At 61.9% G+C, this 25,823-nt stretch carries 28 protein-coding genes; 2 read left to right on the forward strand and 26 right to left on the reverse strand.

What is annotated here, in order from left to right; all coding sequences use genetic code 11:
- Window positions 1-8 precede the first annotated feature (8 nt).
- Complete coding sequence (locus tag C7451_RS08680; RefSeq protein WP_110298773.1) at window positions 9-1,298, reverse strand: adenylosuccinate synthase; 1,290 nt, start codon at window positions 1,296-1,298, stop codon at window positions 9-11.
- A gap of 188 nt (window positions 1,299-1,486) precedes the next feature.
- On the opposite strand from C7451_RS08680, the gene C7451_RS08685 reads away from it, so the two are divergent.
- Complete coding sequence (locus tag C7451_RS08685) at window positions 1,487-2,506, forward strand: alpha/beta hydrolase (protein ID WP_244181750.1); 1,020 nt, start codon at window positions 1,487-1,489, stop codon at window positions 2,504-2,506.
- On the opposite strand, the gene C7451_RS08690 is transcribed toward C7451_RS08685, so the two are convergent.
- From C7451_RS08690 to ndhC, 23 genes are all read right to left on the reverse strand, one after another.
- Window positions 2,503-3,627 carry an ATP phosphoribosyltransferase regulatory subunit gene (locus tag C7451_RS08690; RefSeq protein WP_110298583.1) on the reverse strand — a complete coding sequence of 375 codons (1,125 nt, stop codon included), beginning with the start codon at window positions 3,625-3,627 and terminating at the stop codon, window positions 2,503-2,505. The genes C7451_RS08685 and C7451_RS08690 overlap by 4 nt on opposite strands.
- A gap of 69 nt (window positions 3,628-3,696) precedes the next feature.
- Window positions 3,697-4,203, reverse strand: coding sequence for a hypothetical protein (locus C7451_RS08695; RefSeq protein WP_110298584.1), 507 nt, complete (start codon window positions 4,201-4,203; stop codon window positions 3,697-3,699).
- 146 nt (window positions 4,204-4,349) lie between these two features.
- Complete coding sequence (locus tag C7451_RS08700; RefSeq protein WP_110298775.1) at window positions 4,350-4,559, reverse strand: cold-shock protein; 210 nt, start codon at window positions 4,557-4,559, stop codon at window positions 4,350-4,352.
- Between the two features lie 162 nt (window positions 4,560-4,721).
- Window positions 4,722-4,889, reverse strand: coding sequence for a hypothetical protein (locus C7451_RS19935; protein WP_167398486.1), 168 nt, complete (start codon window positions 4,887-4,889; stop codon window positions 4,722-4,724).
- A gap of 168 nt (window positions 4,890-5,057) precedes the next feature.
- Window positions 5,058-5,336, reverse strand: a complete 279-nt coding sequence (locus tag C7451_RS08705; RefSeq protein ID WP_110298585.1) for a DUF1467 family protein — start codon at window positions 5,334-5,336, stop codon at window positions 5,058-5,060.
- 31 nt (window positions 5,337-5,367) lie between these two features.
- Window positions 5,368-7,041 (reverse strand): ribonuclease J, encoded by a 1,674-nt coding sequence (locus tag C7451_RS08710; protein ID WP_110298586.1) that lies wholly within the window; start codon window positions 7,039-7,041, stop codon window positions 5,368-5,370.
- Window positions 7,042-7,045: 4 nt separating this feature from the next.
- Window positions 7,046-7,822, reverse strand: a complete 777-nt coding sequence (locus C7451_RS08715; protein WP_110298776.1) for a type III pantothenate kinase — start codon at window positions 7,820-7,822, stop codon at window positions 7,046-7,048.
- A gap of 32 nt (window positions 7,823-7,854) precedes the next feature.
- Window positions 7,855-8,565: a biotin--[acetyl-CoA-carboxylase] ligase gene (locus C7451_RS08720; RefSeq protein ID WP_110298587.1), complete on the reverse strand. Its 711-nt coding sequence runs from the start codon at window positions 8,563-8,565 to the stop codon at window positions 7,855-7,857.
- Window positions 8,562-10,025, reverse strand: a complete 1,464-nt coding sequence (gene nuoN / locus C7451_RS08725) for an NADH-quinone oxidoreductase subunit NuoN (RefSeq protein ID WP_110298588.1) — start codon at window positions 10,023-10,025, stop codon at window positions 8,562-8,564. Before nuoN ends, C7451_RS08720 begins: the two co-directional genes overlap by 4 nt.
- Window positions 10,025-11,566 (reverse strand): NADH-quinone oxidoreductase subunit M, encoded by a 1,542-nt coding sequence (locus C7451_RS08730; RefSeq protein WP_110298589.1) that lies wholly within the window; start codon window positions 11,564-11,566, stop codon window positions 10,025-10,027. The genes nuoN and C7451_RS08730 overlap by 1 nt, the downstream gene beginning before the upstream one ends.
- A gap of 1 nt (window position 11,567) precedes the next feature.
- Window positions 11,568-13,565 (reverse strand): NADH-quinone oxidoreductase subunit L, encoded by a 1,998-nt coding sequence (gene nuoL, locus C7451_RS08735; protein WP_110298590.1) that lies wholly within the window; start codon window positions 13,563-13,565, stop codon window positions 11,568-11,570.
- Between the two features lie 5 nt (window positions 13,566-13,570).
- On the reverse strand, window positions 13,571-13,876 hold the full coding sequence (nuoK, locus tag C7451_RS08740) for an NADH-quinone oxidoreductase subunit NuoK (RefSeq protein WP_017671024.1): 306 nt from the start codon (window positions 13,874-13,876) through the stop codon (window positions 13,571-13,573).
- Window positions 13,873-14,487 carry an NADH-quinone oxidoreductase subunit J gene (locus C7451_RS08745; protein ID WP_110298591.1) on the reverse strand — a complete coding sequence of 205 codons (615 nt, stop codon included), beginning with the start codon at window positions 14,485-14,487 and terminating at the stop codon, window positions 13,873-13,875. Before C7451_RS08745 ends, nuoK begins: the two co-directional genes overlap by 4 nt.
- Before the next feature lie 107 nt (window positions 14,488-14,594).
- On the reverse strand, window positions 14,595-15,074 hold the full coding sequence (gene nuoI / locus C7451_RS08750; protein ID WP_066275282.1) for an NADH-quinone oxidoreductase subunit NuoI: 480 nt from the start codon (window positions 15,072-15,074) through the stop codon (window positions 14,595-14,597).
- A 5-nt stretch (window positions 15,075-15,079) separates the two neighbouring features.
- Window positions 15,080-16,123: an NADH-quinone oxidoreductase subunit NuoH gene (nuoH, locus tag C7451_RS08755; protein ID WP_110298592.1), complete on the reverse strand. Its 1,044-nt coding sequence runs from the start codon at window positions 16,121-16,123 to the stop codon at window positions 15,080-15,082.
- Complete coding sequence (gene nuoG, locus C7451_RS08760; protein ID WP_110298593.1) at window positions 16,120-18,138, reverse strand: NADH-quinone oxidoreductase subunit NuoG; 2,019 nt, start codon at window positions 18,136-18,138, stop codon at window positions 16,120-16,122. Before nuoG ends, nuoH begins: the two co-directional genes overlap by 4 nt.
- Before the next feature lie 2 nt (window positions 18,139-18,140).
- On the reverse strand, window positions 18,141-19,448 hold the full coding sequence (nuoF, locus tag C7451_RS08765) for an NADH-quinone oxidoreductase subunit NuoF (protein WP_110298777.1): 1,308 nt from the start codon (window positions 19,446-19,448) through the stop codon (window positions 18,141-18,143).
- The gene (gene nuoE / locus C7451_RS08770; protein ID WP_110298594.1) at window positions 19,448-20,116 is read right to left on the reverse strand and encodes an NADH-quinone oxidoreductase subunit NuoE; all 669 of its coding nucleotides are present in this window, start codon (window positions 20,114-20,116) and stop codon (window positions 19,448-19,450) included. Before nuoE ends, nuoF begins: the two co-directional genes overlap by 1 nt.
- Window positions 20,116-20,421 carry a nuclear transport factor 2 family protein gene (locus C7451_RS08775; RefSeq protein ID WP_110298595.1) on the reverse strand — a complete coding sequence of 102 codons (306 nt, stop codon included), beginning with the start codon at window positions 20,419-20,421 and terminating at the stop codon, window positions 20,116-20,118. The genes nuoE and C7451_RS08775 overlap by 1 nt, the downstream gene beginning before the upstream one ends.
- Before the next feature lie 26 nt (window positions 20,422-20,447).
- Window positions 20,448-21,662, reverse strand: a complete 1,215-nt coding sequence (locus tag C7451_RS08780) for an NADH-quinone oxidoreductase subunit D (protein ID WP_425266474.1) — start codon at window positions 21,660-21,662, stop codon at window positions 20,448-20,450.
- A gap of 20 nt (window positions 21,663-21,682) precedes the next feature.
- Window positions 21,683-22,420, reverse strand: coding sequence for an NADH-quinone oxidoreductase subunit C (locus tag C7451_RS08785; protein ID WP_110298596.1), 738 nt, complete (start codon window positions 22,418-22,420; stop codon window positions 21,683-21,685).
- 47 nt (window positions 22,421-22,467) lie between these two features.
- On the reverse strand, window positions 22,468-22,986 hold the full coding sequence (locus C7451_RS08790; RefSeq protein WP_110298779.1) for a NuoB/complex I 20 kDa subunit family protein: 519 nt from the start codon (window positions 22,984-22,986) through the stop codon (window positions 22,468-22,470).
- A 44-nt stretch (window positions 22,987-23,030) separates the two neighbouring features.
- Window positions 23,031-23,396: an NADH-quinone oxidoreductase subunit A gene (gene ndhC / locus C7451_RS08795; protein ID WP_054133019.1), complete on the reverse strand. Its 366-nt coding sequence runs from the start codon at window positions 23,394-23,396 to the stop codon at window positions 23,031-23,033.
- A 262-nt stretch (window positions 23,397-23,658) separates the two neighbouring features.
- On the opposite strand from ndhC, the gene C7451_RS08800 reads away from it, so the two are divergent.
- A complete protein-coding gene (locus C7451_RS08800; protein WP_208625171.1) occupies window positions 23,659-24,093 on the forward strand; it encodes a YbjN domain-containing protein in 435 nt (144 codons plus the stop codon).
- A gap of 122 nt (window positions 24,094-24,215) precedes the next feature.
- Here the strand turns inward: C7451_RS08800 and C7451_RS08805 are convergent, their stop codons facing one another.
- Together C7451_RS08805 and efp are read right to left on the reverse strand one after the other, a co-directional pair.
- Window positions 24,216-25,034 carry an inositol monophosphatase family protein gene (locus tag C7451_RS08805; protein ID WP_110298598.1) on the reverse strand — a complete coding sequence of 273 codons (819 nt, stop codon included), beginning with the start codon at window positions 25,032-25,034 and terminating at the stop codon, window positions 24,216-24,218.
- A gap of 14 nt (window positions 25,035-25,048) precedes the next feature.
- Window positions 25,049-25,612: an elongation factor P gene (gene efp / locus C7451_RS08810; RefSeq protein WP_110298599.1), complete on the reverse strand. Its 564-nt coding sequence runs from the start codon at window positions 25,610-25,612 to the stop codon at window positions 25,049-25,051.
- Between the last annotated feature and the right edge of the window lie 211 nt (window positions 25,613-25,823).

The raw sequence follows: 25,823 nt of genomic DNA on the forward strand, positions 1-25,823 counted from the left end.
CGGCAATCTCAATCCGCGAATGGATCGCGAACCAGAATGGTGTCGTCCCGCTCGGGTGATGTGGACACCAGCGCCACGGGACACTGGATCAGTTCCTCAACCCGCTTGATATACTTGATGGCCTGTGCGGGAAGGTCAACCCAGCTGCGCGCGCCTGCGGTCGATTCATGCCAGCCATCCATTTCCTCGTAGATCGGCTGGACGTTGGCCTGATCGCCGGCATGCGCCGGGAAATAGTCGAGCACCTTGCCGTTGAGACGATAGCCGGTACAGATTTTCAGCTTGTCGAAACCATCGAGCACGTCGAGCTTGGTCAGCGCAATCCCGGTAACGCCTGCGACAGCGCAGCTTTGCCGCACCAACGTCGCATCGAACCAGCCACAGCGACGCTTGCGACCGGTGACAGTGCCAAATTCATGGCCGCGTTCGCCCAGCCGCTGGCCGATTTCATCTTCGAGCTCCGTCGGAAACGGTCCCGATCCCACACGCGTGGTATAGGCCTTGACGATGCCGAGCACGAAGCCGCTCGCCTGCGGGCCGAGGCCACTGCCGCCCGACGCCGATCCGGTGATCGTGTTCGACGAGGTGACGAAGGGATATGTGCCGTGATCGACATCGAGCAGCACGCCCTGCGCGCCTTCGAACAGCATGCGCGCACCAGCGCGGCGGATTTCCCCAAGCCGCTTCCACACCGGCTGGGCGAATTCGAGCACGAAAGGCGCGATTTCGGCAAGTTCTGCAACCAGCTTGGCGCGGTCGATCGGCGGTTCGCCAAAACCGGCGCGCAATGCGTCATGATGCGCGCACAGCCGGTCGAGCTGCGGGTCGAGCGCATCCAGATGCGCCAGATCGCACACGCGAATGGCGCGGCGACCGACCTTGTCTTCATAGGCCGGGCCGATACCGCGCCGGGTGGTACCGATCTTGCCCTGGCCGCTGGCGTCTTCACGCAGGGCGTCGAGATCGCGGTGGAACGGCAGGATCAGCGGGCAGTTGTCGGCGATCGCCAGATTGTCCGGGGTGATCTCCACGCCCTGGCCGCGCAGCTTCTCGACCTCGTCGCGCAGCGCCCAGGGATCGAGTACCACGCCATTGCCGATGACGCTGAAGGTTCCGCGCACGATGCCCGAAGGCAGCAGCGAAAGCTTGAACACCTTCTCTCCGATGACAAGCGTATGCCCTGCATTATGGCCGCCCTGAAAGCGGATCACGGCATCGGCCCGTTCTGCGAGCCAATCGACGATCTTGCCCTTGCCCTCATCGCCCCATTGGGCGCCGATCACGGTCACATTGGCCACAAACCAACCCTTTTCGATAGTGGAGCGCATGGGACCACCACGCGCAAAGCGGGGCCGTCCTAGTGACGGTAGGCCGCCCCGTCCAGTCCGTTGCGCTTATCCACGATACAATTTGATGCACTTCAAGGATGGACCGGGCACGACCCGTCACGGCAGATTGCTTCCCGGCAGGAACTGGAGGACGAGACATGCTGAAAAAGGGCCTGATCATTCTGAGTGCAGGGTTGCTGATCGCGCCGGTGCTGGCACAGCAGGCGCGCGAGGGCGGGCGCATGCTGTCGCGCGAATGTCGGCGAGAGGTCGTGCAACTCTGCGGCGTCAATCGCGGCGAGATGCGGGAGTGCCTGCGCGAGAAGAAGGACCAGCTATCCCAGCCCTGCAAGGGTGAGATGCTCAAGGCCATGGCCAGGCGCATGCAGCAGAGCGACACCAGCGAACAGACCGCCGCCCGTGCGCGCACCGTCACCTATGGCAGCAACGCAGCGCAGAAGCTGGACCTCTACATGCCGAAGGCTGCGCTCCCGGCCAAAGGCTATCCGCTCTTGGTCTATGTCCATGGCGGCGGTTGGAGCAAGGGCGACAAGGGGATGGTTCAGCAAAAGCCTGATTTCTTCAACGCGCAGGGCTGGGCCTTTGCTTCGGTCGGATATCGCCTGCTTCCCGAAGCGCCAGTGGAGCAACAGGCTGCGGACATCGCTGCCGCCATTGCGCGGCTGAAGCGGGATGCAACTGTCCTGGGCATCGATCCCGAACGGATCGTGCTGATGGGCCATAGCGCGGGCGCGCACCTTTCCGCGCTTGTCGGCACCGATCCGCAATGGCTCGAGCCGAACCTGAGGAGTCTGGCCGCAATCATCCTGCTCGACGGCGCGGCCTATGATGTGGCGGAACAAATGAAGCAGGGCAGCTTCATGACGAGACGGACATATGAGCCTGCATTCGGTACCGACCCCGCCCGGCAGGCGAGGCTCTCGCCGACCGTCCACGCCGCTGCGCCGAACGCGCCGCGCTGGCTGATCCTTCACGTTGCCCGTCGCGCAGATGCCGCCGCCCAGTCAAACGCCCTGGCGCGTGCCCTGCAGAATGCTGGCGCAACGGTTCAGATCGATCCGATCGAAGACGAATCCCACATGACGATCAACCGCGAACTTGGCGAACCCGGTCATCCGCATACCGGCGTGGTCGAGAGGTTTCTGGCCAGTCTCTAGAGAGGAACGCTATCCTGGCCCACAAGCTGATGGGTGCAGCCGAGTGCAGCAGGGTCGTCGTCCGGCGTGAGCGCCGCGACTGTGCGCCAGCCGATTGCTCGCAGCCGTGCAGCCACTTGGTGATCGTGATCGAGGGGGAGGAAGAGTTTGCCTGCCCCCTGCCCGCTGTCCGCAGCACCCAAGTCGAGCAGTGCATCTGGATAGAGCGAAAATCCCGTGGCAACCTCCTGCCCGCCCTTGCCATCGGGAATGGCATAGGTTCCACCGCGTGCGAGTGCACCGGGGCATCCATCGGCATAAACCGAGAAACCGAACCAGCTTTGATATTCGAAGCCATGCCGTTCGGTCGGGTCAAGGGTCACCTTCACATCAACCGGGATCGCTGCAGCGATCTCTCGCAACGCACGGATCCGGCTGGCCAGAGCACCGCCGGCGTCGATCGCTGCCAGCGCGTCGATCGCTTCGTCGAACGGCCCCATGGCATATAGCAGAGGCAGATAAGCATCGGCGCCCAGCGCTGTCAGGCCGCCAGCGTCCTTCATGTCGAGCTCGCGCCGCACTGCCCCGATCATCGCCGGGGGTAACGGAAAAGCGCTGGTTGCGAGCGTATCGACCAGATCGGGCAGGGTCAGGTCTACCGTGATCCCGGTAGCCCCGGTCTGGACCAGCGCCTCGATGGCAATCCGCACGACTTCTTGCGCGGCGGGAACATTGTCATGCCCGATCAGTTCTGCGCCGATCTGCAGACGTTCACGCTCTGGCGCAAGCTGGTCAGAAGCAATACGCAGCACCTGCCCGGCATAGCTCAACCGCAAGGGGCGCGGCGCGGACGCCATCAGCGTGGTTGCGACCCGGCCAACCTGCACCGTGATGTCCGAACGGATGGCGAGCGTACGCATCGACGAGGGGTCAACCATGCGGAAAAGATGCTGGCGGCCTGTGCCCTGCATTCGCGTCGCCAGCGACCGCTCGTACTCCACCAGGGGCGGTGAAACGCGATCATAGCCATGCGCGGAGAATACCTGCATCGCGGTGCGGGTCAGCCAGGCAGCCTGTTCGGCGCGTGGGGGCAGCAGATCGGCCAGACCTGCGGGCAGAATATCGGGATTCGCATCAGACATGGCGCTGCGCTTAGACGATTAACCGAAGCGGGAAAACCTTGCAGCGTGGTGGAATCTGACCGAGGCCGATCAATCTCCGCCCTGGACGGCGCCCAAGGTTATGGAATCCTTGATGGCAAAAGCATCGCGCGTCCAGTTGAAGCTGTGAGGACCGTAGGAATCGACATCTATCTTCGCCTCGCGCGCCAATGGATAGAGTTCTTCCTCCTCCCGGTCCAGACGCGCGAACATCTCCAGAACGCGATGACGAGAGGCTGACCGAAACGTCTGCCAGTCTGCTGCGATCCGCTCTGGAGTCCAGGTGCGTGCATGTTCCGCATGATGAGTGAAAAGGTCCGCCAACTCCGCCTGGAAGCGGTTGCCCAAGGCACGAACCTCCTCGCGCGGGTCTGCCAGCAGCTTGCCGAAAAGATGGCGATCCTCGAGAGATAGGTGTTGCATGATCTGACTGGTCAGCTGCCAGCGCGCATCCGCCAGAACAGCTGGATCGGGGGGCTCTGGCAGGTCCAGCAGGCCCAGAAGCGTCTCGCCTCTCGCTCGGAGCAGCGCATGATCACGCAATAAACGGTTGAGCATCAGACAGCCTCTTGACGTTATGAGGCCGCATTAACATTGAGGCATTAAGTCAGCGTAAACTCTTGCCTGTCACCAGAACATACGACTGGCTGATCCGCTCAGCCTGCGGAGCGACGGTGTCACCCCGCAGGCCGTGCGCAAACCGATCAGGCTGCGGCAGAAAGGCGGACAGCCGCCATCTTGCCACGACGATCCTGTTCCAGTTCGAAGTTCACGCGCTGATCGCGATCGAGCGTGTGCATGCCCGACGCTTCGACCGCGCTGATGTGCACGAACGCATCGTTGCCGCCGTCATCGGGCTGGATGAAGCCATAGCCCTTGTCGGCGTTGAAAAACTTTACGGTGCCAATAGGCATAGTCATTTCCTTAAGAGAAGAACGCAGCAGGCCACGAGAAATGTGGACAGTCCTTGCAGCGCGGTTGGAGCCGGAAGTTCGATTGCGACCCCTGCAACGCCCGGCTCCGGCCATTGCGAGGGAAGTACGGACATCGCCCGCAAGGGGCGTGGCCCGATGACTTCAGCAGGGCAGAAAGCTGCCCGGCTGAGGATAGGCGTGGACATGCAGGCGCTCGCGGTGGCGCCGCACATGGCCGTGTTGCACCGCGCGCTCGCCTCCGGTGGGGGCGTGTAGCGCGCGCAGATGCGCAACGTGAAGATTGTCGAAAAGCTGATTGATATCGGGCAAGGCTGTCGCTCAATTTGCTGTACAAGCAAGAGCGTGGAGCAGCAGAGCCGCAGGTCTCTCAGTCGCGCGTAGGCTTGGGATCAGGATCGCGCGATGACGATGCTATAGCAGCAAAGCTCCAAAATGTCGCATGCCAATTGCAGATAATGTGAAATCAGTCACGAACCCCTAGTCCGCGCTGGGCGGCTTGCCGAAAATGTTGACGTCATCCGGGCTGATCCAGCCATTCATGTAATTGGCGTAGAAAAGCCCGAACGCGGCTGCAGAGACCAGTGTGGTAATTGCCATGACGCGGACCGGCTTGAAATTCGCCGGAGCACTATCGGCCTGACCGCGCACCTTTTCGACGCCCAGTTCATCCGCCGTGCGGACGCCGAAGGGCATCACGACAAACGCCGTGATGACCCAGAACAGCAGATAGATCGCGAGGATGCTCGTCCAGCTCATGTGTAATCCCTGATTGCGCCGCCGAAATGGGTCACTGCGCCTCGATCATCAAGACCGTAACCACCGGCTTCTTGCCCGTCCAACGCGTGGCAGCGCGACGCACGGCGAGACGGATCGCTTCCTGAACATCATCATTGCCCTGCGGCGCTGCGCGCGCCTTGCCCTTGCCCTTGGCGGGCGGCTTTTCGATAGCCTCGCGCACATCCTCGACAGCCTCGGCTATGAAGGCCTCAAGATCGTCCTCTACCGGCAGGCCCAGCGGCCGCAGCACAGGATCACCGACCAGACGCCCCTTGGCATTCAGCGCCACTGCAACACTGACCTGACCGTTCAGCGCCAGCTTGCGGCGTTCGCCCATCGTCAGGCCATCGGCGGGCAGAATGACATCGCCGTCCAGCACCAGTCGCCCGGCTCGTTCATGGCCGATCACGCCCGGCTCGCCAGGGGCCAGGCGCACCAGATCGCCGTTCTTCTGCACCACCGCAGCCGGGATGCCGAGTTCGAGCCCGAGCCGCGCCTGCTCCGCCATGTGCCGCATCTCGCCATGCACAGGGACCAGAACCCTGGGACGGATCCAGCGGTACATTTCCGCCAGTTCCGGGCGTCCGGGATGGCCGGAGACATGGATATCGGCCTGGCGGTCGGTGATCATCTGGATGCCGTCAGCCGCCAGCCGGTTCTGGATGCGGCCGATGGCGATCTCGTTGCCGGGAATGACCTTGGACGAGAAGAGAACTGTGTCACCCTCTTCCAGCTTGATCTGGTGATTGCCCTCGGCAACGCGGGCCAAAGCCGCACGCGGCTCGCCCTGGCCACCGGTCGCGACGATCAGGATCTCGCGCCGCGGCAGCCCCATGGCAGTGTCGAAATCGACAAGCTCCGGCAGATCAAGCAGATAGCCGTTCGCCTTGGCGACCGCGATGATCCGGTCGAGCGACCGCCCGGCAACGCACAGCTGGCGGTTGGTCGCACGCGCCACTTCGCCCAGCGTGTGCAGCCGTGCGACGTTCGAGGCGAAGGTGGTGATCAGCGCACGACCTTTCAGCGGTTTGACCGCCGCGATCAGCGCATCGCGCACATCGCCTTCGGAGCCGGAGCTTTCGGGATTGAACACATTGGTCGAATCGCAGACCAGTGCGAGCACGCCCTCGTCGCCCAGTTTCGTGAGCGCTTCGGGGGTGGAAGGAACGCCGATCAGCGGCTCATCGTCGAGCTTCCAGTCACCGGTATGGAAGACGCGGCCATAAGGCGTGTCGATCAGCAGCGCATTGCCTTCGGCAATCGAGTGCGCGAGCGGCAGATAGCGAAAGCCGAAGGGTCCGAGCTGCAGGCTGCCGTCATTCTCGACGACATTCAGCGTGACCTCGTTCACCAGCCCCTGCTCTTCCAGCTTGCGGCGGATCAGATCGGCGGTGAATGGAGTGGCGAACAGCGGCACGCCAAGGTCCGCCGCCAGATAAGGCAGCGCGCCGATATGGTCCTCGTGACCATGGGTCAGCACGATGCCGAGCAGATCCTCGGCGCGTTCCTCGATGAACTCGAGATCCGGGAACACAAGTTCCACCCCCGGATAGGCGGGATCGCTGAACGTCATGCCCAGATCGACCATGACCCATTTGCCGTCACAACCATAGAGATTGGCGTTCATGCCGATCTCGCCCGACCCGCCAAGGGCCAGGAACAACAATTCTTTACCGGGTGTCATCTACTCAAAAAGCCCTTTCGGCGATCATTGCGAGGCCCTGCAAAGTCAGGTCCGGCTCGACCGCATCAAATATCGTCGTGTGCCGATCGAACAGCACGGCCAGCCCGCCGGTGGCAATCACCTTGGCAGGGCGCCCAATCTCGGCGCGCATCCGGGCGACCAGCCCTTCCATCATCGCCACATAGCCCCAGAAGACGCCGATCTGCATCTGGTCTTCGGTGTTGCGCCCGATAACCGATCCCGCAGTGTCCGGAATTTCTATGGCAATACGCGGCAGCTTGGCTGCGGCATTGACCAGCGCATCGAGCGAGAGGTTGATGCCCGGCGCAATGATCCCGCCCTTGTAAGCGCCGGTATAATCCACGACGTCATAGGTGGTTGCGGTGCCAAAGTCGATGACGATCAGATCGCCCGGATGCAGGGCATGTGCGGCGATACTGTTCACCGCTCGATCGGCGCCCAGCGAGCGCGGTTCATCGACATCGATCTGGATCCGCCAGTCCGCCGGTTCCACCCCGGCGATCAAGGGCTCGACATCGAAATATTTGCGCGAGAGCATCTGCAGATTGTGCAGCGCCCTGGGTACGACGGTTGAAATGATGACATTGGCGATGTCCTGCCGGACAAAGCCCTCGATCGCCAGCAACTGGTTGAGCCACACCGCATATTCGTCCGCCGTGCGCCGCGGATCGGTCGAAATGCGCCAGCGCGTCTTGATCGTGCGGCCATTGAAAAGGGCGAAAACGGCATTCGTATTGCCGACATCAATCGCAAGCAGCATCTCAAACACCCCTTTCAGCACAACTGATGACATCAGCCGACAAGATCGACATCTCCGGCGCTGATTGTTTCAATCCGGCCATCGGATAGGCGCAGTCGCAATGCACCATCATGGGCCAGGCCTTCGAAGACACCTTCGATGCGGTCTCCGGGCCCGCGCTGCACCGCCATGGCATCGCCCGGCTTATGCGCCGCAGCGCACCAGACATCAAGCAGCGTTGCAGACGCCACCGACCGCCATTGTGCCAATCGCGCCGCGAAATGATCGGCCAGCAACTCGACGACAGCCTGTGCATCGATCTGTGTCATGGCACCCAGATCGCGCAGGCTGGTTACCGAACGACCCGGCACATCCGGTGCGAGCGCGACATTCATTCCAATCCCGACCACGACGGCATCACCGCGCCGCTCGAGCAATATGCCTGCAAGCTTGGCCCCCTCGACATGCACGTCATTGGGCCATTTCAGCCGCGCGCCGCAGCCGGGCAGAATATGCAGAACGGTATCGTGGACCGCGAGCGCCGTGACGAACGCGAGCAGATGCGCCGGAGGGTCGTCGGGGCGGAGCCGAACGAGCGTGCTGCAATAGAGATTGCCCACCGGGCTCAGCCACTGGCGCCCGAGCCGCCCCCTGCCCCCGTCCTGCTGTTCGGCGCGCAACCACAAACCTTCGGGCGCGCCCGCATCGGCGCGCACCATCATATCGGCATTGGTGGAGCCGGTCAGCGCGACCGTTTCGATCACGCTGCCCAGAACAGTGCCTTGGCAGCCCCAGCCGTTACCGGGCTCAACGCGAGGGTGGCGAAATAGCCCAGCGGCGAGACGAACAGCGCCGTCAGCGTCACCAGTGCCATGCGCGCGGCGGAGTCGCTGGGCGCGATGACGTCGGCGGGTTCGTCAAAATACATGACCTTGACGACCTTGAGATAGTAGAATGCACCGATCACCGAGGCAGCGATACCAATAGCCGCAAGCGGAATGAGACCAGCTGCCACGGCGGCATCGAACACCACGAACTTGCCCCAGAAACCGAACAGCGGGGGAATGCCGGCCAGGCTGAACATGAAAACGGCCAGAGCAGCAGCAAGGCCAGGACGCGTCTTGGACAGTCCAGCAAGCTTGCTGATTTCCTCGACCGGACGGCCTTCGCGGTCGTTCAGGTCGAGCACGCAGATGAAGCTACCCAGCGTCATCGCGACATAGATGATGAGGTAGGTCATCATCGCCGACGCCCCTGCCTCCGTGCCGGTGGCAAGGCCGATCAGGATGAAGCCGATATTGTTGATCGACGAATAGGCGAGCAGACGCTTGATATTCTGCTGACCGATTGCCGCCACGCCACCAAGGATGATCGAGGCAAGGGCCACGAAGATCACGATCTGCTGCCACACCGCCTGCTGCCCGCCGAACGCTTCGATCGCAACGCGCATGGTCAGCGCCATCGCGGCAACCTTGGGCGCGGTGGCGAAGAAGGTGGTCACCGGGGTCGGCGCGCCTTCATAGACGTCGGGCGTCCACATGTGGAACGGCACCGCGCTGATCTTGAACGCCAGGCCCGACAGCACGAAGACGATGCCGAACAGTGCGCCGGTCGACACGCCATCGCCGAAAGCAGTCTGGATTCCGATGAAGCTGGTGGTGCCGGTAAAGCCATAGAGCAGCGACAAGCCGAACAGCAGGATGCCACTCGCAAGCGCGCCCAGCACGAAATATTTCAGGCCCGCCTCGGCCGAGCGGTCATCGCTCCGCAGGAAGCTCGCCAGCACATAGGCGGCAAGGCTCTGCATCTCGAGACCGACATACAGCGTCAGCAAATCGACCGCCGACACCATCAGGCCCATGCCGATCGTCGCGAACAGCACCAGGATGGGATATTCGGGACGCATCAGGTTGCCGCGCGCAAAGAACTTGGGCGCCACGATGATGCAGCCGATGGCCGAGAGGAACACCAGGATCTTCGACAAGGATGCGAAGCGGTCCATGCGGTACTGGCCATAGAACGCATCCGCGCCTTCCGCGAACGAAGGGTTCAGCAGGAAGTTGAACGAGAGAGCCAGCGCGCCGAACAACGCGGTCACGGTCAGGATGCTGACAAGACGTGATGACTGCACGCCGCCCCATGCCGCAATGAGCAGCAGGACGAGGCTGGAGATGCTGAGAACGATTTCCGGCGAGGCCAGCTGGAACCAGAGCGCGTAATTCATCAGTGATGGCCTTCTTCAGCATGGGCGGCAGGCATCAGCACAGGCGCTTTGCCCATCTTCACCTGCGCGTCGCCCGCAGGCTTGACCGAGGCGAGCCGCGCTTCGAGCGCGCCCACATCCTTGCGCATCGGTGCCATGAAACTTTCAGGGTATACGCCCATCCACAGCACGACGAGCGCAATGGGCAGCAGCAGCGCGATCTCGCGCTTGTTCAGGTCGGGCATGGCGGCGACGTCATCGGACTTGATCACGCCATAGGCCACGCGGCGATACAGATAGAGCATGTAGGCCGCGCCCAAGATGATGCCGGTGGTGCAGACGATCGCAGCCCAGCTCGACACTTCGTAAACGCCGACCAGCGAGAGGAATTCGCCGACGAACCCGCTGGTGCCCGGCAGGCCGATCGAGGCCATAGTGAACAGCAGGAACAGCAGTGCATAACGCGGCATGTTGATCGAAAGGCCGCCGTAACGGTCGATCTCGCGGGTGTGCAGCCGGTCGTAGATCACGCCGACGCACAGGAACAGCGCGCCCGAAACCAGGCCATGGCTGAGCATCACGACGAGCGCGCCTTCCAGACCCTGACGGTTGAACGCGAACAGGCCCACGGTCACGATCGCCATGTGCGCGACCGACGAATAGGCAATGAGCTTCTTCATGTCGCTCTGCACCAGCGCGATCAGCGAGGTGTAGACCACCGCGACCATGGACAACGCCAGCACCAGCCACATGTAATCGACCGAAGCTTCCGGGAACATCGGGAGCGAGAACCGGATGAACCCATAGCCGCCCATCTTGAGCAGCACACCGGCGAGAATCACCGAGCCAGCTGTCGGCGCCTGCACGTGCGCGTCGGGCAGCCAGGTGTGCACCGGCCACATCGGCATCTTGACCGCAAAGCTCGCGAAGAATGCGAGCCACAGCCAGGCCTGCGCCTCGACCGGGAAATCATAGGCCATCAGTGTCGGGATATCAGACGTGCCCGCCTCGTTCACCATCCAGAACATCGCGATCAGCATCAGGACCGATCCGAGCAGGGTGAAGAGGAAGAACTTGTACGACGCGTAGATCCGGTTTGCGCCGCCCCAGATGCCGATGATCAGATACATCGGGATCAGGCCGGCCTCGAAGAAGATGTAGAACAGGAAGATGTCCTGCGCGGCGAAGACGCCGATCATCAGCACTTCCATCAGCAGGAACGCGGCCATGTATTCTCCGACGCGCGTTTGAATCGCTTCCCAGCTCGCGCCAATGCAGATCGGCATCAGGAAGACCGAGAGCATGATGAGCATGAGGGCGATGCCGTCTATGCCCAGCGCCCAGCTGAACCGATCAAACAGCGCCGCCTTCTCGACGAACTGCCACTGTACGCCGCCGATGTCGAAATGCATCCAAAGCACGATGCCGAGCGCGAAATCGATCAGCGTCGCCAGCAGCGCGATCCAGCGCGCGGCATTGGCACCGACGAACAGGCACGCAATCGACGCCGCCATCGGTACGGCGAGCATCAGCGACAGGATAGGAAAGCCCAGTTCGTTCATGTCAGCGCACCATCAGCCAGGTCAGCGCGGCCACAAGGCCCAGCAGCATCACCAGCGCATAACTGTAGAGAAAACCCGATTGCAGCTTCATCGCGATGCGGCTGCCCGAGGTGACCAGTACTGCGGCACCATCGGGGCCGAAGCGATTGATCGTACCCTCGTCACCCACCTGCCAGAAGAAGCGGCCCAGCGCGAAGCTCGGCTTGACGAAGATGTGGTTGTACAGCTCGTCAAAATACCACTTGTTGAGGAAGAACCGGTAGAGCGGCGACAGCGCGGTCGCGAGCTTGGCCGGAAGGCTGTTGTTGACCAGATACATCAGGATCGCGGTCAGCAGGCCGATCAGCATCGCGACGGTCGACGCCAGCTTCACCCATAGCGGCACTTCATGCATTTCGTGCATCAGGTGCGTATTGAAGAACAGGCTGCCGTTCCAGAACGCCGCGCCATGTTCAGCATCGATGAACGCGTGGTGGAAGACGAAACCGGCAGCCACCGCGCCTATGGTCAGCACGCCCAGCGGGATCAGCATCGGCAGCGGGCTTTCATGCGGATGATAGCCGCCCGTCATGTCCGCACCAGCCTGAGCCGGGGTCTTGTGGACGCTGTGCTGGATATGCTCGGATTCGATCCAGCGGGGCGTGCCGAAGAAAGTCAGGAAGATCAGGCGCCAGCTGTAGAAGCTGGTCAGCAGCGCCGCGAACACGCCGATGGTAAAGGCAAACTGGCCGACCTGCGTGCCGCTGGCAAAGGCAGCTTCGATGATGCCGTCCTTCGAATAGAAACCGGCAAAGCCCGCCACGCCGACGATGCCGACGCCGGTGATAGCAAGAGTGCCCGCCATCATCGCCCAGAAGGTGAGCGGGATGTGCTTACGCAGACCGCCATAATAGCGCATGTCCTGCTCGTGGTGCATCGCATGGATCACCGAGCCTGCGCCGAGGAACAGCAGCGCCTTGAAGAAGGCGTGCGTGAACAGGTGGAACATCGCCGCACCATAAGCGCCAACGCCCGCAGCAAAGAACATGTATCCCAGCTGCGAACAGGTCGAATAGGCGATGACGCGCTTGATATCGGTCTGCACCAGACCGACGGTCGCAGCGAACAAGGCGGTGCACGCACCGACGACGGTCACCACGGTAAGCGCGGTCGGGCTGGTTTCGAACATCGGCGACAGGCGGCACACCATGAACACGCCGGCGGTCACCATGGTCGCGGCATGGATCAGCGCCGACACCGGGGTCGGGCCCTCCATCGCATCGGGAAGCCAGGTGTGCAGGCCGAGCTGCGCCGACTTGCCCATCGCGCCGACGAACAGCAGCAGGCACAGAACGGTCATCAGATCGAAGCGGCCACCCAGGAAGCCGATGGTCGATCCGGCCATGCCAGGCGCGGCTTCGAGGATCGCGGGGATCGAGACGGTGCCGAACACCAGGAAGGTGCCGAAAATGCCCATCATGAAGCCGAGGTCGCCGACGCGGTTGACGACGAACGCCTTGATCGCGGCGGCATTGGCGCTTGGCTTGCGGAACCAGAAGCCGATGAGCAGGTACGAGGCAAGGCCCACGCCTTCCCAGCCGAAGAACATCTGGACGAGGTTGTCGGCGGTCACCAGCATCAGCATGGCGAAGGTGAAGAGCGACAGATAGGCGAAGAAGCGCGGCTGATCCGGATCCTCGTCCATATAGCCCCAGCTATAGAGGTGGACGAGCGCCGAGACCGAGGTCACGACGACGAGCATCACCGCAGTCAGCGTGTCGACGCGCAGCGCCCAGTCAAACTGCAGATCACCCGAACGCAGCCAGGACAGCACCGGCACGACATATTCGGTGGTGCTGCCCGACAGGAAACCGATGAAGATCGGCCAGCTGAGACCGCAGGCGACGAACAGCGCGGCAGTCGTCACCAGCTTGGCCGGGACGTTGCCGATGATGCGGTTGCCCAGGCCCGCGATCATCGCTGCCAGAAGCGGCAGGAAAACGATGAGGGTAATGCTCATGTGCCTCAACCCTTCATCTGGTTGATGTCGTCAACCGCGATCGTACCGCGGCCACGGAAATAGATGACGAGGATCGCGAGGCCGACGGCTGCTTCGCCAGCAGCGACGGTCAGCACGAACATCGCGAATACCTGGCCCACCATGTCGCCCAGGAACACGCTGAACGCGACGAGGTTGATGTTCACCGCGAGCAGGATGAGCTCGATCGCCATCAGGATGATGATCACGTTTTTGCGGTTGAGGAAGATGCCCAGCACGCCCATCACGAACAGGATGGAGCTGACCACCAGATAATGCTCGATGCCGATCATAGCTGGACCCCCTGGCCAACCGCAGGCTGGGTGTTGCGCGTCGCCTCTTCCGGACGGCGGCGGACCTGCGAGCCGATATTCTGCGGACGAACGCCAGCGCGCTTGCGGTGCGTCAGCACGATCGCGCCGACCATCGCGACCAGCAGAACGACCCCGGCGCTTTCGAAGAGAAAGATATAGCGGGTGTAGAGCAGTTCACCCACCGCCTGGATGTTGCTCGCGCCCATGCGCGCCGGGTTCAGTGCGTTCTCGCCGAGCGCAATATTGCCGGCCTGATAGGCTCCGATGCCGAAGATCAGCTCCGCCAGGAACACGGCCGCGAGTGCAAGGCCGAGCGGCAGGTTCTTCATGAAACCGCCACGCAGCTCGGCAAAATCGATGTCGAGCATCATCACGACGAACAGGAACAGCACAGCGACCGCGCCGACATAGACGATGACAAGCAGCATCGCGATGAACTCCGCGCCGATGAGCACCATCAGGCCTGCGGCATTGAAGAACGCAAGGATCAGCCAGAGCACCGAGTGCACCGGGTTGCGCGCGAGGATCGTGAATGCACCGCTGGCGATCACCACCGAGGCAAACAGATAGAAGGCAAAAATCTGGATCAAAGCTTTACAGCCCCCGATGCGCCCAATCGAGCTGGTCTTGTGTCAAGCCCCTGCCCGCCTCTCCCAGCGGACATCAGGACCGTGCGTGAATCGAATTCGAGTGCGCCTTAACGATAAGGGGCATCGGCTTCAAGGTTGGCGGCAATGGCTCTTTCCCATTTGTCGCCATTCTCAAGAAGCTTGCCCTTGTCGTAGATCAGCTCCTCGCGGGTTTCCGTCGCATATTCGAAATTCGGCCCCTCGACGATCGCGTCAACCGGGCAGGCTTCCTGACAGAAACCGCAATAGATGCACTTGGTCATGTCGATATCGTAGCGGGTGGTGCGCCGCGATCCGTCTTCGCGCGGTTCGGCCTCGATCGTGATCGCCTGGGCCGGGCATACCGCCTCGCACAGCTTGCACGCGATGCAGCGCTCTTCACCGTTGGGATAACGGCGCAGCGCATGCTCGCCGCGGAAGCGCGGGCTCAGCGGGTTCTTTTCGAACGGATAGTTGATCGTCGCCTTGGGCTTGAAGAAATACTTCAGCGTCAGTGCGTGGGCCTTCACGAACTCATAGAGCGTGAATGCCTTGATCGTCTGCAACATGTCTATCAGACCCCGTATCTCGTGAGCATCAGGTAACCCGACACCAGGAAAATCCACAGCAGCGAGATGGGCAGGAACACCTTCCAGCCCAGCCGCATCAGCTGGTCATAGCGGTACCGGGGAACGGTCGCCTTGACCCAGCTGAAGATGAAGAAGAATGCCGAAATCTTGATGATCAGCCACACGATGCCGGGCACGGCATAAAGCGGCTCCCATTCGAACGGCGGCAGCCAGCCACCCCAGAACAGCACGGCATTGAGCGTGCACATCAGCAGAACGTTGGCATATTCGCCCAGCCAGAACAGCGCAAAGGCCATCGACGAATATTCGGTCTGATAGCCTGCTACCAGTTCGCTCTCCGCCTCGGTCAGGTCGAACGGCGCGCGCGCGGTTTCTGCCAGCGACGAGATCAGGAACATCACCGCCATCGGGTAGAGCAGCAGGTTGAACCCGTACCAGTTGATGAAGCCCAGGCCATGGCCACGCTGCGCCTCGACAATGTCGTTTAGGTTGAAGCTGCCGGTCCACAGGACGACCGTTACGATGATGAAGCCGATCGAGACCTCGTACGAGATCATCTGCGCCGAGGCACGCAGCGCCGAGAAGAACGGGTATTTCGAGTTGGAGGCCCATCCGGCGATCACCACGCCATAGACGCCCAGCGAGCTGACGGCGAGAATGTAGAGCAGGCCGACATTGATATCTGCCAGCACCATGTCCTGATCGAACGGGATCACAGCCCAGCTGAGCAGCGCGACCGTGAAGGTGATGATCGGCGCAAGCAGGAACAGACCCTTGTTCGCACCCGACGGAATGATCGTTTCCTGCAGGAACACCTTGGCCGCGTCGGCAAAGCTCTGCAGGATGCCCAAGGGTCCGACAACGTTCGGCCCGCGCCGCAGCGCCATGGCCGCCCAGATCTTGCGGTCGAAATAGATGACGATCGCCACGGACAGCATCACCGGCAGCGCGATGAGCAGGATCAGGATGAGATTGGCAACGAACCAGCCCCAGCCGGTGCCCAGCGTCGCTTGGAAAAACTCGGTCATTCCGCGGCCTCCAGCATTTCTTCGCCGTGCAGCAGTTCGGCCGAACAGCGCTGCATCGTCGCAGAGGCGCGCGCGATGGCGTTGGTGAGGTAGAAGTCCTTGATCGGATAACCGACCTCGCCCGACGGGCTGGCAGCCAGCTTGGGCGGCGACCAGTCATAGCTGGCCAGGCCCTCGAAGCCGAGCGCCGGGACCGCTGCAATCATCGCAGCACGGCATTCGGCAAAGCTGTCGAAGGGCAGCTTGTGGCCCAGCACTTCGGACAGCGCGCGCAGGATCGACCAGTCCTCGCGGGCATCGCCCGGCGCGAACACGGCCTTGTCGCTCATCTGCACCCGGCCCTCGATATTGACATAGGTGCCGTTCTTTTCGGGATAGGCCGCCGAGGGAAGAATGACATCGGCAGCCGCCGCGCCCTTGTCTCCGTGGTGGCCGACAAAGACCTTGAAGCTGCCATCGAACTTGCTGAAATCGACCTCGTCCGCGCCCAGCGCGAACAGCAGCTTCGGCCTGGCAGCGACCAGATCGGCCATGCCGCCGGGCTGCGCCCAGCCGAGCATCAGCCCGCCCATGCGCGATGCCGCCATGTGCAGCACGTTGAAGCCGTTCCACGGACCGTCCTCGGTGTCGCGGACCAGATTGAAGGTCTCGGCCAGCGCCAGTGCCGCGCCATGTGCGCCTTCGACCGCCAGCGCGCCGCCGCCCAGAATGATCGCCGGACGCTTGGCGCCCTTGAACGCTTCGGCCACCGCCTCAGGCAAGCTGGCCAGCAAGCTCATGTCGTTGCCCAGCCATTCGACCTTGTAGGTCAGATCGATCTCGGCGCCGATGCCATAGACCTTGGCACCATGCTTGATCGCCTTGCGGATGCGCGTGTTGACCAGCGGCGCTTCCCAGCGCGGATTGGTGCCGACCAGCAGGATCGCGTCAGCCGTCTCGATTCCGTTCAGCGTCGTGTTGAAATTGACGGCGGCTAGGCTTGATACGTCATATTTCAGACCAGTCTGACGGCCCTCGATCAACGTCGAGCCCATCTTCGCGAGCAGTTCGCGCGCAGCGAACATCGTTTCGCAATCGAGCAGATCCCCTGCAACGGCGGCAACGCTCGATCCTGCCTGCACATCGGCTATCGCCTGGAAAGCTTCGGCCCAGCTGGCGGGCACCAGCTTGCCGTCACGGCGCACATAGGGCTTGTCGAGACGGCGGCGCATCAGGCCATCGACCGCATAGCGGGTCTTGTCGTGCGCCCATTCCTCGTTCACGTCATCGTTGACGCGCGGCAGCACGCGCAGCACTTCCCTGCCCCGGCTGTCGAAACGGATATTGGTGCCGACCGCGTCCATCACGTCGATGCCAAGCGTCTTCTTGAGCTCCCACGGCCGCGCCTCATAGGCGTACGGGCGAGACGTCAGCGCACCGACCGGGCACAGATCGATGACATTACCCGAAAGCTCGGAAGAGACCGCCTTCTCCAGATAGCTGGTGATCTGCATGTTCTCGCCGCGACCGATCGCACCGATCTGCTCGGTGCCGGCAACTTCCTCGGCAAAGCGCACGCAGCGGGTACAGTGGATGCAGCGGGTCATCACCGTCTTGATGATGGGGCCCATGTATTTTTCGGTAACGGCGCGCTTGTTCTCGTCATAGCGCGATCCGCCGCGACCATAAGCGACCGACTGGTCCTGCAGGTCACACTCGCCGCCCTGATCGCAGATCGGGCAATCGAGCGGATGGTTGATGAGAAGGAATTCCATCACGCCTTCGCGCGCCTTCTTCACCATCTCGCTGTTGGTGCGGACTTCCTGGTTGTCCATCGCGGGCAGCGCGCAGCTTGCCTGCGGCTTGGGCGGCCCGGGCTTCACCTCGACCAGGCACATGCGGCAGTTGCCGGCAATGCTCAGCCGCTCGTGATAGCAGAAGCGCGGGATTTCCTTGCCGGCAGCCTCGCAGGCCTGCAGCACCGTGGCACCTTGGGGGACTTCGACCTCGATCCCGTCTACGGTAAGTTTGGGCATAATTACTCCGCAGCCTCCATCAGCCCACCGCCCTGCTTCTCGATGATGCGGCGCTCCATTTCCGGGCGGAAATGGCGGATCAGGCCCTGGATCGGCCAGGCGGCAGCATCGCCAAGAGCGCAGATGGTGTGACCTTCGACCTGCTTGGTGACTTCATACAGCGTATCGATTTCGCTGAGATCGGCATCGCCGGTGCGCATGCGCTCCATGACGCGCCACATCCAGCCGGTTCCTTCACGGCACGGTGTGCACTGGCCGCAGCTCTCGTGCTTGTAGAAATAGCTGAGGCGGCTGATCGCCTGGACGATGTCGGTGGATTTATCCATCACGATGATCGCGGCAGTGCCAAGGCCCGAACCCAGTTCGCGCAGGCCATCGAAATCCATCGGCGCATCCATGATCTGCGCCGCCGGAACCAGCGGCACCGACGAACCGCCGGGGATGACAGCGAGCAGATTGTCCCAGCCGCCGCGAATGCCGCCGCAATGCTTCTCGATCAGATCGCGGAACGGAATGCTCATCGCTTCCTCAACCACACAGGGCTTTTCGACATGCCCGCTGATCTGGAAGAGCTTGGTGCCCTTGTTGTTCTCGCGCCCGAAGCTGGCAAACCAGCTCGCGCCGCGCCGCAGGATGGTGGGCACTACCGCGATCGATTCCACGTTGTTGACCGTGGTCGGGCAGCCATAAAGACCGGCACCAGCCGGGAACGGCGGCTTGAGGCGAGGCTGCCCCTTCTTGCCCTCGAGACTCTCGATCATCGCGGTTTCTTCACCGCAAATATAGGCACCGGCGCCGCGATGGACGAAGACGTCGAAATCATAGCCCGATTTGGACGCGTTCTTGCCGATCAGACCGGCCTCATAGGCCTCATCGACCGCTGCCTGCAGCACTTCGGCCTCGCGGATATATTCACCGCGCACATAGATATAGGCTGCACGCGCGCGCATGGCGAAACCGGCGATCAGCGCGCCCTCGATCAGCTTGTGCGGATCGTGGCGCAGGATTTCGCGGTCCTTGCAGCTGCCGGGCTCGGATTCGTCGGCATTGATCACCAGGAAGCTCGGGCGACCATCCTTCGATTCCTTGGGCATGAAGCTCCATTTCATGCCCGTCGGGAAGCCCGCACCGCCGCGGCCGCGCAGGCCCGATGCCTTGACTTCCTCGATGATCCTGTCCTGGCCCCAGGCGATCAGGTCCTTGGTCTTGTCCCAGTCACCGCGCGCCTGTGCCGCCTTCAGGTTCCAGGGCTGGAACCCATAGACATTGGTGAAGATGCGGTCCTTGTCGGCAAGAAAATCAAAGCTCATCACCATTCCCCACGATAATCATGGTTGGCATCGACCATCTGCTTGAGCGTGGTCGGTCCGCCTTCAGGTTCGCTGGTATGACGGCCCGGGATCTGGGTTCCGGCCTTGGGGCTTTCGCCAGCCGCCAGCGCCTCGAGAATTCCGATCGTGCGGTCGTAATCGAGGTCCTCGAAATTGTCGTCGTTGATCTGAACCATCGGCGCGTTGGCGCAATTGCCCATGCACTCGACCTCAGTCAGCGTGAACAAGCCGTCGGGCGTCGTCTTGCCCTTCACCAGCCCCTTGTTGGCGCATGCGGCCATCACATCGTCCGATCCGCGCAACAGGCAAGGTGTCGTCCCGCACACCTGCACGTGATAGCGACCAACCGGTGCGAGATTGTACATGGTGTAGAAACTCGCAACCTCGTACGCCCGAATGTACGGCATATCCAGCATCGCTGCGACATATTCGATCACCGGGACTGGCAGCCAGCCCTGCGTCTGCGTTTCTGCCCCCACCTGGCGCTGCGCCAGATCGAGCAACGGCATCACCGCGCTGCGCTGACGTCCATCGGGATAGCGCGCGATGATCGTTTTCGCCTTGGCGAGATTCTCGTCGGTGAACGCGAATGCACCCCAGCGGGCGCGAGTTTCGGCTTCATCGGGAATATGGGCTGCTTCAGCCATCAGCGGACAAACTCCACGCGCGACACCTTGTCGCCTTCAAAACTGTAGATCGACATGACCTCGAACGGTTCGGACTCTGCCGAGCGCCGGACCTTTTCGTGCAGGACCACCGTCTCGCCGAGCACATGGCCCGAAAGGATGTCGGCGCGATTGTCAGGGAATTCGGCGAACATCGCCTTCAGCCCCGAACGCACGCCTTCGCGCCCTTCGCGCAACACCGCACCGCGATAACCCGCCTCGCAGGCATCCTCGGTCATCAGCGCGACATATGCGTCGGCGTCCTGCGCATTGTAATGCGCGATCATCGCCTCAGCGACGGCCAACCGCTCAATCACCGGTCGCACTCCCCGAACACCACATCGATCGCACCCAGAATGGCGGTGGCGTCGGACAGCATGTGCCCCTTGCTCATGAACTCCATCGCCTGAAGGTGCGAGAATGCCGTCGGACGGATCTTGCAGCGATAGGGCTTGTTGGTGCCGTCGCTGACCAGGTACACGCCGAACTCGCCCTTGGGGCTTTCGGTCGCGACATAGACTTCGCCCGCAGGCACGTGGAAGCCTTCGGTGTAGAGCTTGAAGTGATGGATCAGCGCTTCCATCGACTGCTTCATCTCTCCGCGCTTGGGCGGGACGACCTTGCGGTCCGACGAGGCGATAGGGCCTTCGGGCATCTCGTTCAGGCACTGGCGCATGATCCGTGCGGACTGACGCACTTCCTCGACGCGCACCATGAACCGGTCATAGCAGTCGCCGCGCGTACCGACGGGCACGTCGAACTCCATCCGGTCATACACATCGTAAGGCTGCGACTTGCGCAGGTCCCATGGAATGCCGCTGCCGCGGATCATCGGGCCCGAAAAGCCCCAGCGCACCGCATCGTCCTTCGACACCACGGCGATATCGACATTGCGCTGCTTGAAGATGCGGTTGTCGACCACCAGGCTCATCGAATCCTCGAACAGCTTGGGGAAGGTGTCGAGCCAGTCGGCCAGATCAGTCAGCAGCTTGAGCGGTACATCCTGGTGCACGCCGCCGGGGCGAAACCAGGCGCTGTGCATGCGGGCGCCCGAGGCGCGCTCGAAAAAGTTGAGGCAATCCTCGCGAATTTCGAACAGCCACAGGTTCGGCGTCATCGCGCCCACGTCCATCACGTGCGCGCCCAGGTTGAGCATGTGGTTGCAGATGCGGGTCAGCTCGGCGAACAGCACGCGCAGATACTGGGCCCGCAGAGGCACTTCCAGATCGAGCAGCTTCTCGATCGCCAGCACATAGCTATATTCCATCGCAAGCGGCGAGCAGTAATCGAGCCGGTCGAAATAAGGCAGCGCCTGCAGATAGGTCTTGTACTCGATCAGCTTCTCGGTCCCGCGGTGCAGCAGGCCGACATGCGGGTCGATCCGCTCGACGATCTCGCCATCGAGCTCCATCACCATCCGCAACACGCCATGCGCCGCCGGATGCTGAGGCCCGAAGTTGATCGTGTAATTCTGGATTTCCAGATCGCCGCTGGTCGAATCCTGTTCGACCAGCCCGTCGACGGTCATGTCCTGAAGCGACTCAGCCATCATGCCTTGCCCTCCTTGGCGTCTGCATTTTCGCTCGGCTTGGCAGCTTCCTTGTTGGCAGCCGCGCCGGCACCGGTGTCCGACGGCTTGTCGGTCGTCTTGGGAGTTGCAGTCGGCGGCGGACCGCCCAGCGACTTCTCATCACCCGGCAGCACATAATCCGCGCCCTCCCAGGGCGAGGTGAAATCGAAATTGCGGAAGTCCTGCGCCAGCTTCACCGGCTCATAGACCACCCGGCCCTGCTCTTCGGAATAGCGCATCTCGCTATAGCCGGTGAGCGGGAAATCCTTGCGGAAGGGATGACCGCGAAAACCGTAATCGGTAAGGATGCGGCGGAGATCCTGGTTTCCGGCGAAGATCACGCCGTACATGTCGTACACTTCGCGCTCGAGCCAGCCGGCCACTTCCCAGATATGGGTGACGGTCGGCACCGGAGTGTCCTCATCGGTCGTGCAGGCGACGCGGATGCGGTGGTTCTTCGTCAGGCTGAGCAGGCAATAGACCACCTCGAACCGCTCGGCACGGTCCGGATAGTCTACGCCTGCAATTTCCATGAGCTGCTGATACTCGTGTACATCACGCAACAGATCGAGTGCTTCGGCCACCGCCTCGCGACGGACGGTGAAGCAATATTCTCCCTGCGTGAAGCGCGTCGCCAGCAACCGGTCACCCAGCGTGGCGGCGACAGAATCGCCCAAGCCATCGAGAACGGCATAACGTGGTGCCGAATGTCCCATGTGCGTCCCTTAATCGACCCGCCTCCACAGCAGGCCTTTCACTCTGATCAACGTTCGATCGTGCCTACCCGGCGGATCTTGCGCTGCAACTGCATCACGCCGTAGAGCAGCGCCTCGGCCGTCGGCGGGCACCCGGGGACGTAAATGTCCACCGGAACGATGCGGTCGCAGCCACGCACCACCGAATAGCTGTAATGATAATAGCCGCCGCCATTGGCGCAGCTGCCCATCGAAATCACATATTTCGGTTCGGACATCTGATCATAAACGCGGCGAAGCGCCGGGGCCATCTTGTTGCAGAGAGTCCCTGCGACAATCATTACGTCCGACTGGCGCGGCGAGGCGCGGGGCGCGACGCCGAAACGCTCCATATCGTACCGCGGCATGTTCACGTGGATCATCTCCACCGCGCAACAGGCCAGGCCGAAGGTCATCCACCAGAGCGAGCCGGTGCGCGCCCATTGGAACAGCTCTTCGGTCGAAGTGACCAGAAAGCCCTTGTCCGAAACCTCGGAATTGAGGTCATTGAAGAATCCGGTATCAGGCAGGGTCCCGGGTGCAGGAATGACCGCACTCGAGGAACCGGTGACAAGACCGGGATTTTGCGGATTTACTCCCAATCGAGTGCTCCCACTTTCCATGCGTAAATCAGGCCGATGATCAGTTCGAACAGGAACACCATCATCGTTGCCCAACCCGCCCAGCCGATCTGCTCAAGCGACACTGCCCAGGGGAACAGGAACGCGGCTTCCAGATCGAAGATAATGAACAGGATGGCGACCAGATAGAAACGGACGTCGAACTGGCTGCGCGAGTCTTCGAATGCAGGGAATCCGCATTCATACTCGCTCAGCTTGGCGACGGTAGGTTTGTGCGCTCCTGTGAGCCGCGACACCCCGATCGGCAGAAAGACAAACGCCACCGACAAGAGCAGAGCGACCGCCAGGAACAGCAGGATCGGCAGATATTCGGCCATGCGCGCGTCCCATTCGTGCGTGTTGCTTGGGGCGTCTTTAGGCCAGCAAACGGCCTATCGCAAGCCGCAACACCCCCCTTTTTTGACGTGTTGATGACGCCGTCCAAAGCGGCAAAAAGTTGCGTATTTCTTTGGATTTCTGCACAATCGCGAAACGACGTGACGCCAGACAGTCGGCGCAGTGCAATCTGCGCGATCAATCCGGAGGGAATCGGGGGGCCTCGTGGGGAAGAAATCTGTATTTTTCGGACTTATGGCCCTGATGGCCGTCGGCGATCTGCCAGCCAAGGCCCAGAATGTGACCGCCAGCAGGCCAGCCACCATCGAAGCCATCCTGAAGGAGCGCGGGCTCCCTTCGGAACTGAAACAGGGCGAAGGCAACCCTTATATCCGCAGTGCCTATGATGACATGCCGTTCCTGATTGCCCTGATGAACTGCGACGAGGCCAAGGCGAATTGCGCCACGGTCCAGTTCTATTTCGGCTTCAACGACCGGAAGGGCTTCGATCTCGAAAAGCTCAACGAGTGGAACGCTACCAAACGTTTCGTTCGCGCCTATCGCGACAGCGAGAACGATCCGGTGCTGGTCATGGATGTCGACACCGACAAGGGCGGAGTGCCCGAAGCTGTCTTCAACGAGAATCTGAGCGTCTGGCTGGACCAGATGCAGCAATATCGAAGATTCGTGACGGAATGATTCGGACTGCCCTGACTCGTCACCCCCGCGAAAGCGGGGGTCCCGCTACTATCACCCAGTTGGACTCAATAGCGGAATTCCCGCGTTCGCGGGACTGACGGAAAACTGCCTGAAGGGGAGGCTCAGCGCAACGCGCCGACCAGCAGCTTGTGCAAGCGCGAATGCAGCGCGTCATTGCCAGCAATGACCTGCTGGCGCTCGATTGGCTGGCTGCCGCCGCGATAATCGGTGACGAAGCCGCCTGCTTCGCGCACCAGCAGGATGCCAGCGGCGACGTCCCAGGGCTTGAGCCCGCTTTCCCAGAAACCGTCGAACTTGCCAGCTGCAAGCCAGGCCAGATCGAGCGAGGCGGCACCGAAGCGGCGGATGCCTGCGACTTCAGGCGCAATTGCACCGAAAATGCGCGTCCATTCCACCATGTCGCCATGGCCCAGGAACGGGATGCCGGTCGCGATCAGGGCTTCGCTGAGATTGCGGCGGCCCGAAACGCGCAAACGGCGATCGTGCAGCCAGGCGCCGCGGGACTTTTCGGCCCAATAGCTCTCGTCGGTAACCGGCTGATAGATCAGCGCGGCGCTGATCTCGCCCCAGCCCTTGCCATCGATCGTCGGCTCCTGAACTGCGATCGAGATCGCGAAATGCGGAATGCCATGAAGGAAGTTGCTGGTGCCATCGAGCGGATCGATGATGAAGCGCGGCTTGCCGGGCTCGGCGGGAATGTCGCCGCCCTCTTCGAGCAGGAATCCCCAGCCCGGACGCGCCTTGCTCAGCTCATCGTACAGCACGCGCTCGGCATGCTGGTCGGCCTTGGACACGAAATCCGCCGGGCCCTTTTTCGAGACCTGGAGATGTTCCACCTCGCCAAAGTCACGCCGCAAGCGGCCGCCCGCCTTGCGCGCGGCGCTTTCCATGACACGGATGATGGCTGAAATGGCAGGCATGAATACAGGTCCGATCAGTCCGCCTTGCGGACATATTCCTTGGCATAGACATCGACGACAATGCGCGTGCCGCTGCTGATATGCGGCGGCACCATCACGCGCACGCCATTGTCGAGGATCGCCGGCTTGTAGCTCGAAGAGGCAGTCTGCCCCTTCACCACGGCATCGGCCTCTACGATCGTCGCTTCGATCTGATCGGGGAGCTGCACCGAAATCGGACGCTCGTCATACATTTCCAGCGTCACCTGCATGCCATCCTGCAAAAAGGCAGCCTCGTCTCCGAGCAGCTTTTCGGCGATGGTGATCTGGTCGTAGGTTTCCTGGTCCATGAAGACAAAGCTGTCCCCATCGGCGAACAGGAACTGGAAGTCCTTGGTATCGAGCCGAACCTTCTCGACCGTGTCGGCGCTGCGGAACCGGACGTTGGTCTTGCGGCCATCTTCGAGGTTCTTCATCTCGACCTGCATGAACGCACCGCCCTTGCCGGGCTGCGTGTGCTGGATCTTGGCAACCTTCCAGATGCCGCCTTCATATTCCAGAATGTTACCGGGGCGAATATCGACACCGCTGATCTTCATGCGAGGCTCGTTTCCATTGGATTTCAGGGATGGACAGGCCCTCTAGGCGCATGATGCGGGCATGGCAAGGACTTTGGCCTGCCGTATGGCACAGGACAGCATCGACCGATGCCATCTGTCGGCCCGAGTGGCCGATTGGTCGAGGCAGCGGCGCGGTGACGCTTTCTTCCTATCTAGCGCTTACCGAAGATAGTAGATGCCAATTAACCCC

Source organism: Blastomonas natatoria (assembly GCF_003201955.1).
GTDB classification, from domain to species: Bacteria; Pseudomonadota; Alphaproteobacteria; order Sphingomonadales; family Sphingomonadaceae; genus Blastomonas; species Blastomonas natatoria.